This is a genomic window from Acuticoccus kalidii (assembly GCF_021556395.1).
Classification (GTDB): Bacteria; Pseudomonadota; Alphaproteobacteria; order Rhizobiales; family Amorphaceae; genus Acuticoccus; species Acuticoccus kalidii.
Map to the genome: position 1 here is coordinate 752,888 of NZ_JAKGCS010000036.1, position 13,790 is coordinate 766,677.

Consider the following 13,790-nt stretch of genomic DNA (forward strand, 5'->3'; position numbering starts at 1 on the left):
CCAATATGACGATTTGCGGTGGCTGTTGCCGGTGCTCGCCGGCGTGGTCATCATTCTCGGCGCACTGCTGATCGGCATCTTTCGGGGGATGTCGGGCGGTGTCATCGTCGCTATCTTGTTGGGCGGGCTGATGGCCTCCTCGCCCGTAATCCTCGATACGCTCCAACGGCAGGAGCGCGCCGCGACAACGCCGGACGCGACCCTGACGGCGACCGCCGTGGTCGCGCGCGGGGCCGCGGAACTGGCGGAGGTGAACAACCAGGCGATCCTCGACCTGTCGCGGATCGTGGCGACGATGCGCAACACGTTGCAAGGGCTCGGCCCGAGACTCGCGGCCGCCGGTGACGATGCCGACGCGGACGGCTCGACGCTCGCGGACCGTTTCGACCGGAGCCTTTCCGATATAGAGGAACGGCTCGATTCTGCTATTGCGTCCCTGTCGCGCGCCAATGAGGTGCGTGCGCGGCTCGATCGCGATATCGAGACGCTGGATGCGCAGATAAACGACGCGCCCGGATCGCGTTGAGGAGGAGAGAGGAATGCAAGCGTTCACCACGCTGACGGCGGTGGCAGCGCCTTTGCGGATGAACAATGTCGACACCGACATGATCATCCCGAAGGATTATCTGAAGACGATCAAGCGGACCGGCCTCGGCCGCGGCCTCTTCGCCGAGGTCTCACGCAAGGCCGACGGCACGCCCGATCCGAATTTTCCGCTCAACCAGCCGGCCTATCAGAAGGCCGAGATCCTGGTGGCGGGGGACAATTTCGGTTGTGGCTCGTCGCGGGAGCACGCTCCCTGGGCGCTTCTCGATCGCGGGATCCGCTGCGTGATCTCCACCTCGTTCGCCGATATCTTCTATCAGAACTGCTTCAAGAACGGCGTTCTGCCGGTGAAGGTGACGCCGGAGGAGCTGGAGCGGCTGATGAATCACGCCGATCGCGGCGCCAATGCGACGCTGACGGTGGACCTTCCGAACCAGACCATCGACGGCCCCGATGGCGATCCGATCCATTTCGACATCGACGCCGGCCTCAAGCACTGCCTCGTGAACGGTCTCGACGAGATCGCCCTCACCCTGCAGAAGGGCGTCGCCGTCGAACAGCACGAGCGGCACCTTGCCGAGGCGCGCCCCTGGGTCTGACGCCCGCCGATCCATCGAGACGAAAAAAGCCCCGGATGGCGAAACCATCCGGGGCTTTTTCGTGTGTCCCGATGTGGGGTGCGGTCGACCTCAGCGGCCGAGACGCTCGCGCACGGCGTGCACGACATGATCGGCGGTGATGCCGAAATGCTCATAGAGCTGCTTATAGGGCCCGGACGCGCCATAGCCCTTCATCCCGACGAAGATGCCGTCGCGGCCGATGATCGAATCCCAGCCCTGACGCACCGCCGCCTCGATGGCGACCTTCACCGGCGCGTCGCCGATGACGGCATTGCGGTAATCCTCGTCCGCCTCGTCGAACAGCTCCATGCACGGCACCGACACGACGCAGGTCGGAATGTCGAGATTGCTGAGCGTCTGCGCGGCGGCGACGGCGATTTCGACCTCCGAGCCGGTCGCGAAGATGGTCGCGATCGGATCGTCGTTCGCTTCGACGAGGGTATAGGCACCGCGGCGCATGCGGTTGTCCTTGGTGCCCGGCGCGGCGAGCACCGGGAGATTTTGGCGGGTGAGCGCCATGACCGACGGACGGTTCTCTTCGAGCGCGATTTCCCAGGCCTCCGCCGTCTCGACCGCGTCGGCCGGACGGAAGACGAGGAGGTTCGGCATCGCGCGCAGCGCGGCGAGGTGCTCGACCGGCTGGTGGGTCGGCCCGTCCTCGCCGAGGCCGATCGAATCGTGCGTCATCACGTAGACGACACGCAGACCCATCAGCGCCGACAGACGCATCGCCGGACGGCAATAGTCCGAGAAGGTGAGGAAGGTGCCGCCATAGGGGATGAGACCGCCCGCGAGCGCCATCCCATTCATCGCCGCGGCCATGCCGTGCTCGCGGATCCCGTAATGGATATAGCGGCCGTGATAGTCGTCAGCGCTGACCGGGGCGAGCTGGTCGGTCTTGGTGTTGTTCGAGCCGGTGAGATCGGCCGACCCGCCGATCGTCTCGGGAAGCACGGCGTTGATGGTGCCGAGCACGCGCTCGGACGCCTTGCGGGTCGCGAGAGAGGGGCGCTCCTCGAGAAGCTCGTTGCGCAGCGCGGCCATCGCGGGGGCGAACTCGCTCGGCAACTCGCCGCGGAGCCGGCGGTCGAACTGGGCGCGGCTCTCCGCCTCCATCGCGTCATAACGCTGGCGCCAGCCCTGATGAGCCTGGGCGGAGCGAAGGCCGGCGATCCGCCATGCGTCGCGAATGTCCTCCGGGACCTCGAACGGCTCGGCCTTCCAGCCGAGGGCGTTGCGGGTCGCGGTCGCCTCGGCGGCGCCGAGCGGCGAGCCGTGGACGCCGGACGTGTTCGCCTTGTTGGGCGAGCCGAAGCCGATCGTCGTCTTCGCGGCGATGAGGGTGGGGCGGTCGCTCGCCGCCGCCCGCTTCAACGCGGCGTCGATCGCGATGGGGTCGTGCCCGTCGATCCGCTCGGCGGCCCAGCCGGCGGCCTGGAAGCGCATCACGACGTCTCCCGATTCCGACAGAGAGGTCGGCCCGTCGATCGAAATGCCGTTGTCGTCGAAGATCACCGTGAGCTTGTTGAGCTTCAGGTGACCGGCGAGCGAAATCGCCTCGTGGCTGAGCCCTTCCATGAGGTCGCCGTCGGAGGCGAGCACGAAGGTGCGATAGTTGACGATCCCGTCACCGAACTCGGCGTTCATGATCCGCTCGCCGAGCGCCATGCCGACCGACGTCGCGATCCCCTGGCCGAGCGGGCCGGTGGTGATCTCGACGCCGCGCCCGTGCATCGCGCCTTCGATGCCGGTCGCGTGCATGTATTCGGGGTGGCCGGGCGTCTTCGAGTTGAGCTGGCGGAAGCGCTTCAACTCGTCGATGGTGAAATCCTCGTAGCCGAGGAGGTGATAGAGAGAATAAAGCAGCATCGAGCCGTGACCGGCCGACAGCACGAAGCGGTCGCGATTCGGCCACTCTGGGTGTGCCGGATCCACGTTGATATGATGGACGAACAACGTCGTCACCAAGTCGGCTGCACCCATCGGAAGACCGGGATGGCCGGACTTCGCCGCCTCCACTGCATCGACCGACAGCATCCTGATGGCGTTCGCCATCGGTTTTAGCTTGTCCACATCCACCATCTGAGACACTCGAAGGGCTTGGTATTTATCGTTTACGGGCGTCACATAACGCACGTGTCGGGGAACACGCAAAGCGCTGCGTGCAAGGAGAAGTCAAATCGCTGGTCATAGAACGCTCCAGGCTGTTGCGCGGCTCGAAGCGGCTCTGCACCGTCTCGAGGCTGCGGTCGCCGTCAATGGCGAGTCGTCCCAGTCCGTCGAAGCGCTGCGGGACGACCGCGTGCGGCTCGAACGCGACCGGGCCGAACTTGCCGCCAAGCTCGATGCGGCCGAGGCGCGGGCGCAGCGTTTGCGTGAGGCGAACCAGGAGGTCGCGCACCGCCTGGTCGCGGTGATGGAGCGCGTGCGGCGGATGGATCCCGCCGCCGCCGAAGGCAAAGGGGAGGGACTGCCCTGAACCAGGTTCGCGTCACGATCGATGGTCACGCCTACCGGATGGCCTGCGAGGAGGGCGACGAGGATCGCGTCACCTCGCTGGCGACGGAACTCGACACGACCATCCGTCAATTGAAGGCGAAAACGGGCGAGATCGGTGATCGGCGCATCTCCGTGATGGCCGGTCTCGTCGTTCTCGACCGCCTGCGGGCGGCTGAGGAGAAGAATGCCGAACTCGCCGCTCATATCGCAGCGCTCGAAAGGGCGCGGGAGGCGGCGGCGCTCGCCTCCGAGGGGGAAGACGAGCCGCTGATCGAACGGCTCGACGCGGCGACCGACGCCGTGGAGCGCATGACGCGGATGCTCAATGACCAGATCCACGCCGCGAGCGAGGAGGTGAGCCATGCCGGGCATGTCAGCGCCACCTTCGGCCGGGCGCCGGAGGGCGCGACGGACACCGCCGCGTTCGGCGAGCGCCGTGTGGAACGGCGGGCAGAGCGCCAGGAACCGCGTCTGTCGGAGCCGCCCCGCGTCGCGACGTCCACCGTCGCGGCGACGGCCGCCATGGAGGCCGGCGATGCGCCATCCCCACCCGTCGGCGCGCACCCGTCCGCGGCCGACGACGGCACGAGCCGCATCGAGCCCCATTTCGGCGGGCATGAGGACGACGATGACGATGATGGCGGGGACATGATCCCTTCCTTCATGCAGCCCACCTGACGCGGGCGGCGTTTCGCGCTCCACCCGTGCGGGCGAAAGCGACTGGCGACGTTGCGCCCGCCGGACGACGGCACGGCGCTATCGGCGGCCGGCCCACGCGAGGGGGCCGCCCGCCGTCATGCCTCAACGGGTGAGGCGCTTATACTTCACGCGGCGCGGGACGATCGCGTCCGGGCCGAGGCGACGCTTCTTGTCTTCCTCGTAGGCCTGGAAGTTGCCCTCGAACCATTCGACGTGGCTGTCGCCTTCGAACGAGAGGATGTGAGTCGCGAGACGGTCGAGGAAGAAGCGATCGTGGCTGATGACCACGGCGCAGCCGGCGAAATCCTCCAGTGCGTCCTCGAGCGCGGCGAGCGTCTCGGTGTCGAGATCGTTCGTCGGTTCGTCGAGGAGGAGGACGTTCGCGCCCGATTTCAGCATCTTGGCGAGATGGACGCGGTTGCGCTGTCCGCCGGAGAGATTGCCGACCTTCTGCTGCTGATCGGCGCCCTTGAAGTTGAACGAGCCGACATAGGCGCGGCTGTTCACTTCCCGCTTGCCGAGCTCCACGACGTCGTTGCCGCCGGAGATTTCCTCCCAGACGGTCTTCGAGCCGTCGAGCGAATCGCGCGACTGGTCGACATAGCCGAGGACGACGGTGTCGCCGACGGAGATCGAGCCGCCGTCCGGCGCTTCCTTGCCGGTGATCATGTTGAAAAGCGTCGTCTTACCGGCGCCGTTCGGGCCGATCACGCCGACGATGCCGCCCGGCGGCAGCGCGAAGGTCAGATCGTCGATCAGGACGCGGTCGCCGAAGCCCTTCTTGAGGTGCTCGGCGTCGATGACGTTGCCACCGAGGCGCGGCCCCGCGGGGATGACGATCTGCGCCTCACCCGCGCGCGTGCGCTCCTCGTTGCGCTGCAGCAGCTCGTCATAGGCCTGGATACGCGCCTTCGATTTCGTCTGCCGTGCGCGGGGGGAGGACTGGATCCACTCCCGCTCGCGCGTCAGCGCCCGCTGCTCGGCTGCCGCCTCGCGGCCTTCCTGCTGAAGGCGCTTCGCCTTCTTTTCGAGATAGGCGGAATAGTTGCCCTCATAGGGAATGCCGCGGCCGCGATCGAGCTCCAGGATCCAGCCGGTGACATTGTCGAGGAAGTAACGATCGTGGGTAACGATCAGGATCGCGCCCGGATACTCGCGCAGATGGTTCTCGAGCCAGGCGACTGTCTCGGCGTCGAGATGGTTGGTCGGCTCGTCGAGGAGGATGAGTTCGGGCTGCTCGAGGAGCAACCGGCAGAGCGCGACGCGGCGCTTTTCACCGCCTGAGAGGTTCTCGACATTGGCGTCGTCCGGCGGGCAGCGCAGCGCGTCCATCGCCTGATCGATCTGGCTGTCGAGGTCCCACAGATTCTGGGCGTCGATCTCGTCCTGCAGTTGGGCCATCTCGTCGGCCGTCTCGTCGGAATAGTCCATCGCGAGCTCGTTATAGCGGTCGAGCTTGGCCTTCTTCGCGGCGACGCCGTCCATGACGTTTTCGCGCACGGTCTTGTTCGGATCGAGTTCCGGCTCCTGCGGCAGGTAGCCGACTTTGGCGCCCTCGGCGACCCAGGCCTCGCCGTTGAACTCCTTGTCCCGCCCGGCCATGATCTTGAGCAGCGTCGACTTACCCGAGCCGTTGGGGCCGAGCACGCCGATCTTGGCGTCGGGATAGAATTGCAGGTGGACGTTATCGAGGACCTTCTTCGATCCGTAGGTCTTCGATAGACCCTGCATGTGGTAGATGAATTGACGTGCCATGACGGGACGGTCCTTCGATAGAGCGTCGACGCGCGCACCGGCGGCGTGTGGCTGACCCAGCCGCTCGGCGGATGCGCGTTAAGAATGAGTGGCGCGGCAAAGCCGCCGATCCGGCGCTCGCCCCGCATTCCGTTCGGTTCCAACCACACTTCGCGTCGCGGCGATAGTCCCGTCGGCGACGGAACGACCGAACGCCGCGCGAGTGGAGGCCTGACCTCGGACGTGTCCTGAACCAAATCGACGCCGCGCCTCGCCGGATCACGAGGAGGCACGACGCCGTGATGGTCGTTCAGGGCGCGCCCGTGCGCGCGGGAGCGCGTTTTTAGTTGAACCGCACCTCGGTGATTTCGTAGGCGCGGGCGCCACCGGGTGCGGACACCTCGACCGAGTCGCCGACCGACTTGCCGATCAAGGCGCGCGCGATGGGGGAGGAGATCGAGATGCGCCCGGCCTTCACGTCGGCTTCGACGTCGCCGACGATCTGATACTTGCGCTCCTGGTCCGTATCCTCGTCCACCAAGGTGACGTGGGCGCCGAACTTCACCGTGTCGCCGGAAAGCTTTTTCACGTCGATCACTTCGGCGCGGGACAGCATGTCCTCCAATTCGGCGATCCGGCCCTCGTTGTGGCTCTGCGCCTCTTTGGCGGCGTGGTATTCAGCGTTCTCCGACAGGTCGCCATGGGCGCGCGCCTCGGAGATCGCCGCGATGATTTTCGGGCGTTCCTCCGCGGTCCGGCGCTTCAGCTCACTTTCCAACGACGCATACCCCTGCGCCGTCATCGGGATCTTTTCCATGGTCCGAACTTTCTTAAACACCACTCGAGCGAGCGATTTTCGCTAGTCTCCACCAAGCCGTGATGGAAATGCAAGCATTCGCTCAGCGCGTTGGCAACGACGTTACGTAAGACTGCATGGGCCGCACCTCAAGCTCCTGCGAGTCTTGTAGTGCAATTCCTTCGACAGCCGCCAAAGCGCCCGCCAAAGTGGTATAATACGGCACTTTATGGAAAAGCGCCGCCCGTCGCATGTCTCGAGAGTCGGTGAGGGATTGCGGCCCTTCGGCCGTGTTGAGCACGAGCTGAACTGCCCCGTTCTTGATCGCGTCGACGATGTGAGGCCGGCCTTCGGAGACCTTGTTAACGCGCTTGCACGGGATTCCGTTCGCTTCGAGATCGCGCTGGGTGCCCGAGGTCGCGAGCAGCGAAAATCCCTGCTCGACGAGATCGGCCGCAACCTTGCGGATCGTCGGCTTGTCCGCATCGCGAACCGACACGAAGACGGTGCCCGATTTGGGCAAACCGTTCCCCGCCGCCATCTGCGACTTGGTGAACGCCATCGCGAAGGAGCGGTCGATGCCCATCACCTCGCCGGTCGACTTCATCTCCGGGCCGAGCACGGTGTCGACGTCCGGGAAGCGCGCGAAGGGGAAGACGGCTTCCTTCACCGACACATGGTCGAGCGGCTGGGCGCTGAGATTGAACGTCTTCAACCGCTCGCCGGCCATGAGACGCGCGGCGATCTTGGCGATCGGCACGCCGATGGTCTTCGCGACGAAGGGCACCGTGCGCGACGCGCGCGGGTTCACCTCGAGGATGTAGATCGTCCCGTTCTTGACTGCGAACTGCACGTTCATCAGCCCGACCACGCCGAGCGCCAGCGCGAGCGCCGAGGTCTGGGCGCGAAGCTGCTCGACGATGTCGGCCGACAGCGTGCGCGGGGGCAGCGAGCAGGCGGAATCGCCGGAGTGGATGCCGGCTTCCTCGATGTGCTCCATCACGCCGCAGACGAAGACGTCCGTCCCGTCCGAGAGCGCGTCGACGTCGACCTCGACCGCGTTGTCGAGATAGCGGTCGAAGAGGAGCGGGTTCTTGCCGAGCAGCATGTTGATCTGCCCGGTCTTGTCGTTCGGATATTTCGACCGGATGTGCGGCGGGATGAGGTTCTGCAGCGAGCCGAAGAGATAGCGGTCGAGCCCATCCTCGGTGCGGATCACCTCCATCGCGCGGCCACCGAGCACGTAGGACGGCCGCACCACGAGCGGCATGCCGACATCGCCGGTGATGATCCGCGCCTGCTCGACCGAGTAGGCGATGCCGTTCTCGGGCTGCTTGAGGTGCAGCTTGGTGAGGAGCTTCTGGAAGCGGTCGCGGTCCTCGGCGAGGTCGATCGCGTCGACCGAGGTGCCGAGGATCGTATAGCCGCCGTCGACGAGATGCTCGGCGAGGCCGAGCGGGGTCTGTCCGCCGAACTGCACGATGCAGCCCATCAGGCGGCCGGTGGATTTCTCGACCCGCAGGATCTCGAGGACGTCCTCTTGGCTGAGCGGCTCGAAATAGAGGCGGTCAGAGGTGTCGAAATCGGTCGACACCGTCTCCGGGTTGCAGTTGACCATGATGGTCTCGATGCCGGCCTCTTTGAGCGCATAGGCGGCATGACAGCAGCAATAGTCGAACTCGATGCCTTGGCCGATCCGGTTCGGACCGCCGCCGAGGATCACCACCTTGTTGCGGTTCGACGGCGCGGCCTCGTTCTGGCCCTTGCCGCTGACGTCCGATTCGTAGGTGGAATACATGTAGGCGGTGGGCGCCGCGAACTCGGCGGCGCACGTGTCGATCCGCTTGAAGACCGGATGCACGTCCAGCGCCTCGCGCAGGGCGAGAACCTCATTGGCGCTGTCGAGGCCGGCGAGGGAGGCGAGACGCTGATCGGAAAAGCCGTTCGCCTTCAGCATCCGCAGATTGGCGCGATCCTGCGGCAGGCCGTACTCGCGCACCCGCTTCTCGAGCTCGATGATCCCCATGATCTCGGTGAGGAACCACTTGTCGATCTGGCACTGGGCATAGATCGCGTCGACCGAGAAGCCGCGCCGCATCGCTTCGGCGACCTTAAGGATCCGGTCGGGCCGCGGCACGGTGATCGCGGAGCGGATCGCCTGATTGTCCTCGCCCATGCCGAGACCTTCGATCTCGACATCGTCGAACCCGGTGAGCCCGGTTTCGAGACCGCGCAGCGCCTTCTGCATCGCTTCGGGGAAGGTGCGGCCGATCGCCATCACCTCGCCGACGGAGCGCATCGAGGTCGTCAGCGTGGTGTCCGCGCCGGGGAACTTCTCGAAGGTGAAGCGCGGCATCTTCACGACGATATAATCGATCGTCGGCTCGAAGGAGGCGGGCATCGCCCCCTTGGTGATGTCGTTCTCGAGCTCGTCGAGCGTGTAGCCGACGGCGAGCTTGGCCGCGACGCGCGCGATCGGGAAACCGGTCGCCTTCGAGGCCAGCGCCGAGGAGCGCGACACGCGCGGGTTCATCTCGATGACGACCATGCGGCCGTCTTCGGGATTGACCGCGAATTGGACGTTGGAGCCGCCGGTCTCGACGCCGATCTTGCGCAGCACCGCGATCGAGGCCGACCGCATCCGCTGATATTCCTTGTCGGTCAGCGTGAGGGCGGGGGCGACGGTGATCGAATCGCCCGTGTGGACGCCCATCGGATCGATATTCTCGATCGAGCAGATGATGATGGCATTGTCCGCGCGGTCGCGGACCACCTCCATCTCGAACTCCTTCCAGCCGAGCACCGATTCCTCGATCAGCACCTCGGTCGTCGGGGAGGCATCGAGACCGCCTTCGACGATGTTGAGGAACTCCTCGCGGTTATAGGCGATGCCGCCGCCGGTGCCGGCGAGGGTGAAGGAGGGCCGGATGATCGCCGGCAGGCCGATCGTGTCGAGCGCGGCGAGCGCCTCGGACAGCGAATGCGCGATCTCCGAGCGCGGCGATTCGAGGCCGATCTCGTTCATCGCCACCTTGAAGCGGTCCCGATCCTCGGCCGTCGCGATCGCCTCGGCGTTGGCGCCGATCATCTCGACGCCATGCTCGGTCAGGAAACCGCTTTCGAAGAGGGCGAGGGCGCAGTTCAGCGCCGTCTGGCCACCCATCGTCGGCAAAAGCGCGTCCGGTCGCTCTTTCAGAATGATCTTCTGAACGATCTCGGGCGTGATCGGCTCGATATAGGTCGCGTCAGCGAGCTCCGGGTCCGTCATGATCGTCGCCGGGTTCGAATTGACCAGGACGACGCGGTACCCTTCCTCTTTGAGCGCTTTGACGGCTTGCGTGCCCGAATAGTCGAACTCGCATGCCTGACCGATGATGATCGGTCCGGCGCCAATGATGAGGATCGTCGATATGTCGGTGCGTTTCGGCATGAAGGACCGTTTGGGGGGACCCTTGTGAGAATTCTAAGTGCGGGATGGGAGAACCCCGCCCGCTATATAGGGTCAGAGGCGCAACGCAAAGCCGCTCAATCGTCGTCGTCCTCGTCGACCGATTTCACGTCCGGTTCGGTCGGAGAGGACCATTGCACGGTGCGCCCGTCGAATTCCTCGACGCCGCAGGCAATCGCATAGCACGCGAGGCGCACCGTTCGCGGAATTTCGACGGTTTTCCCGTCCCGATCACCGCGCTCATAATATTGGATCATTCGCCGCTTCAGGCCGAGCCTGTCGGCGAGTTCCCGCTGTTTCCATCCGTTCGCTTTCCGCCAGGCTCGGAATTGCTCGGGTGTCATCGTGCCAAGTTCCAGAAAAAATTGTGCGCAATAAATGCGCCTTACCCCTTTAAAAGGCGCACGAGTTGCGCATATAAGGGGTGAGAGGCGCACTTATTGCGGTAGAGGTAGCGATGTTTCATTGCAAACGCCAGCCGTTTCGCGCCGCGCCATTTCGTTTCACACGCGCTGAGGAATGATCGTCATGCTGAGCCATCTCGTTCTCGGACAGAGCCTGATCCGCATCTCTCACGATGATGCGAACCGCAATGCGCCCCAATCGCGGCCGATTTCGCCCGCGAGCGTCGCGGTCGGGCATATCGTCGACGCTTTCCGGAACCAACTTCGTCGATAGTGCGCTATTCTGCTGGGCGGACGGGCGGCGTCCGCGCATAGCAGGGATGTGACAATGCGTTGGGAAGGTCGGCGGCGTAGCGACAATATCGAGGACCGCAGAGGTCAGTCCTTCCCGAGGCAAGCCCGCTTTCCATTCCCGTCCGGCCGCGGTCGGACGGGTGGCCGCATCGGCGGCACCTCGCTCGTCCTGATCGCGATCGTCGCGTTGGGGCTGTGGGTGTTCGCCGGCATCAACCCCCTGCAATTTCTCGACATGATGACGGGCGATGATCGCGGCGTGGTGGTGGATAACCGAGCGCCCGAGGGGCAGCGCGGCGCGAACAATGCGATCGACGATCAGCAGGAGGCGTTCATCAGCGTCGTCCTCGCCGAGACGGAGGATTCGTGGAGCGAGATCTTCGCCGCCAACGACCTCACTTACGAGGATCCGATCCTCGTCCTCTTTACCGATAGGGTGGGATCGGCCTGCGGTCTGTCGAGCGCAGCCGTCGGCCCGTTCTACTGCCCGAACGATCGCAAGCTCTATCTCGACATGTCCTTCTTCGACACGCTGTCGAGCCGCTTCGGCGCGCCGGGCGACTTCGCCGAGGCCTATGTCCTCGCGCATGAGGTCGGCCATCATGTTCAGAATCTGACCGGCGTTCTCGGCCGTTATCATCGCGACCGTCAGTCGATGAGCGAGCAGGAGGCCAACGCCGAGAGCATCAAGGTCGAGCTTCAAGCCGATTGTTATGCCGGCGTCTGGGCACACCGGGCGGACCGCAGCGGCATCGTCGAAGAGGGCGATATCGACGAGGCGCTCGGCGCGGCCGCTGCCGTGGGGGACGACATTCTGCAGCGGCGCACGCAGGGTTATGTGGTGCCGGAAAGCTTCAATCACGGCACGGCCGAGCAGCGCACGCGCTGGTTCCGCACGGGCTTTCGGTCCGGCAACCCGGCCGATTGCGACACCTTCAGCGCCGCGAATCTCTAACCGTTATCGGCCGGAGGGCGGCGCGCGCTCATTCCGCTCCACGCGGGGCGCGCGTCGGCGTCAATCGGCGGCTAGGCGCGCTCGTCTCGATCGGCGGGGGCGAGTTCGCGCACCATCATCGCGACCACCTTGCCGTTCTCGTCATTCAGTCGCTCGTGGATCGGCGCGAAGCCGAGACGGTCGTGGAAGGCCATCGATTCGGGATTGGGCGGGCTGACATTCACCTCGCTCAAGATTCGCGGCCGGCCGCCCTCGAGGGCGAGCGCGATGGCGTCCTCGTAAAGCGCGCGGCCGATGCCGGACCCACGGGCGAGCGGCGACACGACGATCCGGTCGACATAGAGAAAGTCGTCATACCGATCGCTGAACCAGCGATAATTCGGGCTCTCATAGGCCGCGCCGGGCGGCATCAGCACGATGAGCCCTGCGACCGGCGCCTCCGGCGTCGCGGAGAGGACGACGCGCACGCGCCCCTCCGCCGCCAGTGCATCGAGATCGGCGCGATCGAGCGCGTTGACGGCGGGTTCGGCCGCATTGTTGATCGCGAGAATCGCCTCGCCGTGCCGGGCGAGATCGGCGTCCTCGACCGGCAATGTCAGTTCACTCATGGGGCGGTGGCGGCTTTTTGTTCCATCACCAGAGCGAGGAAGCGGTCGAACAGGTTGTGGCTGTCGTGCGGACCGGGCGAGGCCTCGGGGTGATATTGCACCGAGAAGGCCGGCCGGTCGGTGAGCGCGAGGCCGCAATTGCTGCCGTCGAAGAGTGAGCGGTGCGTCTCGCGGGCGTTCGCCGGCAGCGTTTCCCCATCCACGGTGAAGCCGTGATTCATCGAGACGATCGAGACCGTTCCGGTGTCGACATCGAGAACGGGGTGATTCGCGCCGTGATGGCCTTGGCGCATCTTCTTGGTCCGCGCGCCGATGGCGAGGCCCAGAAGCTGGTGGCCGAGGCAGATGCCGAAGGTCGGCAGGCCACGATCGAGGAGGGCGCGCAGCGTGTCGCCGACGACGAGGCTCGTCGCGCCCGGATCACCCGGCCCGTTGGAGAGGAAGAGCCCGTCGGGCTCGACGGCGAGCACCTCTTCGACGCTGGCGTTCGCGGGCAACACCGTGATCTGCGCGCCGCGCGAGGCGAGAAGGCGCAGGATGTTGCCCTTGATGCCGTAATCGAGCGCGACGATGCGCGGGCCCGCGCCGCCTTTGAAATCCTCAAAGCCGGTGCCCCATTCCCAGACGCCGCTGTCCCAGGGCAGGGCGGCGCGGCCCGAAACGGTGGTGGCGAGTTCGGCGCCGGCCATGTCGGGCGCGGCCTTCGCAAGCTCCAGAAGAGCCTGCACGTCGAACACGCCGTCGGGATTGTGGGCGATGGCGCAATTCACCATCCCGCCATCGCGGATGCGGGAGGTGATGGCGCGCGTGTCGACGCCGGTGATGGCGACGATGCCCCGCTCGGCGAGCCACGTTCCGAAGTCTTCCTTCGCGCGCCAGCTCTGCGGCGCGGTGATCGGCGCGCGCAGCACACAGCCGAGCGCGGCCCGCTCGGCCTCATGAGCGACGGTTTCGACATCGTCGGGATTGGCGCCGACATTGCCGATATGGGGGAAGGTGAACGTCACGATCTGGCCGGCATAGGACGGATCGGTGAGGATCTCCTGATAGCCGGTCATGGCGGTGTTGAAGCAGAGCTCGCCGACGGCGGTTCCCGTCGCTCCGGCGCCGTCACCCATTAGAACCAAACCGTCCGCAAGCACGAGACAAGCAGTGGGTTTGGGCTCGGCCCAGGGGGCGACGGTCAT

12 protein-coding genes are annotated in these 13,790 nt (G+C 65.5%); 5 read left to right on the forward strand and 7 right to left on the reverse strand.

Going from position 1 to position 13,790, the window contains the following annotated elements:
• Positions 1 to 25 precede the first annotated feature (25 nt).
• Both L1787_RS24500 and leuD read left to right on the forward strand, forming a co-directional pair.
• Positions 26 to 526: a hypothetical protein gene (locus L1787_RS24500; protein WP_235711725.1), complete on the forward strand. Its 501-nt coding sequence runs from the start codon at positions 26 to 28 to the stop codon at positions 524 to 526.
• A 13-nt stretch (positions 527 to 539) separates the two neighbouring features.
• Positions 540 to 1,145, forward strand: coding sequence for a 3-isopropylmalate dehydratase small subunit (gene leuD, locus L1787_RS24505; RefSeq protein WP_235711726.1), 606 nt, complete (start codon positions 540 to 542; stop codon positions 1,143 to 1,145).
• 90 nt (positions 1,146 to 1,235) lie between these two features.
• Here the strand turns inward: leuD and tkt are convergent, their stop codons facing one another.
• Positions 1,236 to 3,248, reverse strand: a complete 2,013-nt coding sequence (gene tkt / locus L1787_RS24510) for a transketolase (protein WP_235711727.1) — start codon at positions 3,246 to 3,248, stop codon at positions 1,236 to 1,238.
• Between the two features lie 97 nt (positions 3,249 to 3,345).
• Between tkt and L1787_RS24515 the strand changes: the two genes are divergently transcribed.
• Both L1787_RS24515 and L1787_RS24520 read left to right on the forward strand, forming a co-directional pair.
• A complete protein-coding gene (locus L1787_RS24515; protein WP_369415139.1) occupies positions 3,346 to 3,645 on the forward strand; it encodes a DUF4164 family protein in 300 nt (99 codons plus the stop codon).
• 17 nt (positions 3,646 to 3,662) lie between these two features.
• Positions 3,663 to 4,343, forward strand: coding sequence for a cell division protein ZapA (locus L1787_RS24520; protein WP_369415140.1), 681 nt, complete (start codon positions 3,663 to 3,665; stop codon positions 4,341 to 4,343).
• 123 nt (positions 4,344 to 4,466) lie between these two features.
• On the opposite strand, the gene ettA is transcribed toward L1787_RS24520, so the two are convergent.
• From ettA to L1787_RS24540, 4 genes are all read right to left on the reverse strand, one after another.
• The gene (gene ettA / locus L1787_RS24525) at positions 4,467 to 6,119 is read right to left on the reverse strand and encodes an energy-dependent translational throttle protein EttA (protein ID WP_235711729.1); all 1,653 of its coding nucleotides are present in this window, start codon (positions 6,117 to 6,119) and stop codon (positions 4,467 to 4,469) included.
• 322 nt (positions 6,120 to 6,441) lie between these two features.
• Positions 6,442 to 6,915 carry a transcription elongation factor GreA gene (gene greA, locus L1787_RS24530; RefSeq protein ID WP_235711730.1) on the reverse strand — a complete coding sequence of 158 codons (474 nt, stop codon included), beginning with the start codon at positions 6,913 to 6,915 and terminating at the stop codon, positions 6,442 to 6,444.
• An 82-nt stretch (positions 6,916 to 6,997) separates the two neighbouring features.
• Positions 6,998 to 10,324, reverse strand: a complete 3,327-nt coding sequence (gene carB, locus L1787_RS24535) for a carbamoyl-phosphate synthase large subunit (protein ID WP_235711731.1) — start codon at positions 10,322 to 10,324, stop codon at positions 6,998 to 7,000.
• 95 nt (positions 10,325 to 10,419) lie between these two features.
• Positions 10,420 to 10,686 carry a helix-turn-helix domain-containing protein gene (locus tag L1787_RS24540; RefSeq protein ID WP_235711732.1) on the reverse strand — a complete coding sequence of 89 codons (267 nt, stop codon included), beginning with the start codon at positions 10,684 to 10,686 and terminating at the stop codon, positions 10,420 to 10,422.
• 388 nt (positions 10,687 to 11,074) lie between these two features.
• Between L1787_RS24540 and ypfJ the strand changes: the two genes are divergently transcribed.
• Positions 11,075 to 11,995: a KPN_02809 family neutral zinc metallopeptidase gene (gene ypfJ, locus L1787_RS24545; RefSeq protein WP_235711733.1), complete on the forward strand. Its 921-nt coding sequence runs from the start codon at positions 11,075 to 11,077 to the stop codon at positions 11,993 to 11,995.
• Between the two features lie 71 nt (positions 11,996 to 12,066).
• Here ypfJ and L1787_RS24550 read toward each other — a convergent pair whose 3' ends face one another.
• Positions 12,067 to 12,603: a GNAT family N-acetyltransferase gene (locus tag L1787_RS24550; protein ID WP_235711734.1), complete on the reverse strand. Its 537-nt coding sequence runs from the start codon at positions 12,601 to 12,603 to the stop codon at positions 12,067 to 12,069.
• Positions 12,600 to 13,790: a glutamine-hydrolyzing carbamoyl-phosphate synthase small subunit gene (gene carA / locus L1787_RS24555; RefSeq protein ID WP_235711735.1), complete on the reverse strand. Its 1,191-nt coding sequence runs from the start codon at positions 13,788 to 13,790 to the stop codon at positions 12,600 to 12,602. The genes L1787_RS24550 and carA overlap by 4 nt, the downstream gene beginning before the upstream one ends.

Excerpts from the sequence above, each read along its gene's own strand:
- tkt (WP_235711727.1), bottom strand. The coding sequence starts at position 3,248 with ATGGTGGATGTGGACAAGCTAAAACCGATGGCGAACGCCATCAGGATG.
- carA (WP_235711735.1), bottom strand. The coding sequence starts at position 13,790 with ATGACCGTCGCCCCCTGGGCCGAGCCCAAACCCACTGCTTGTCTCGTG.
- ettA (WP_235711729.1), bottom strand. The coding sequence starts at position 6,119 with ATGGCACGTCAATTCATCTACCACATGCAGGGTCTATCGAAGACCTAC.
- greA (WP_235711730.1), bottom strand. The coding sequence starts at position 6,915 with ATGGAAAAGATCCCGATGACGGCGCAGGGGTATGCGTCGTTGGAAAGT.
- leuD (WP_235711726.1), top strand. The coding sequence starts at position 540 with ATGCAAGCGTTCACCACGCTGACGGCGGTGGCAGCGCCTTTGCGGATG.
- L1787_RS24550 (WP_235711734.1), bottom strand. The coding sequence starts at position 12,603 with ATGAGTGAACTGACATTGCCGGTCGAGGACGCCGATCTCGCCCGGCAC.
- carB (WP_235711731.1), bottom strand. The coding sequence starts at position 10,324 with ATGCCGAAACGCACCGACATATCGACGATCCTCATCATTGGCGCCGGA.
- ypfJ (WP_235711733.1), top strand. The coding sequence starts at position 11,075 with ATGCGTTGGGAAGGTCGGCGGCGTAGCGACAATATCGAGGACCGCAGA.
- L1787_RS24540 (WP_235711732.1), bottom strand. The coding sequence starts at position 10,686 with ATGACACCCGAGCAATTCCGAGCCTGGCGGAAAGCGAACGGATGGAAA.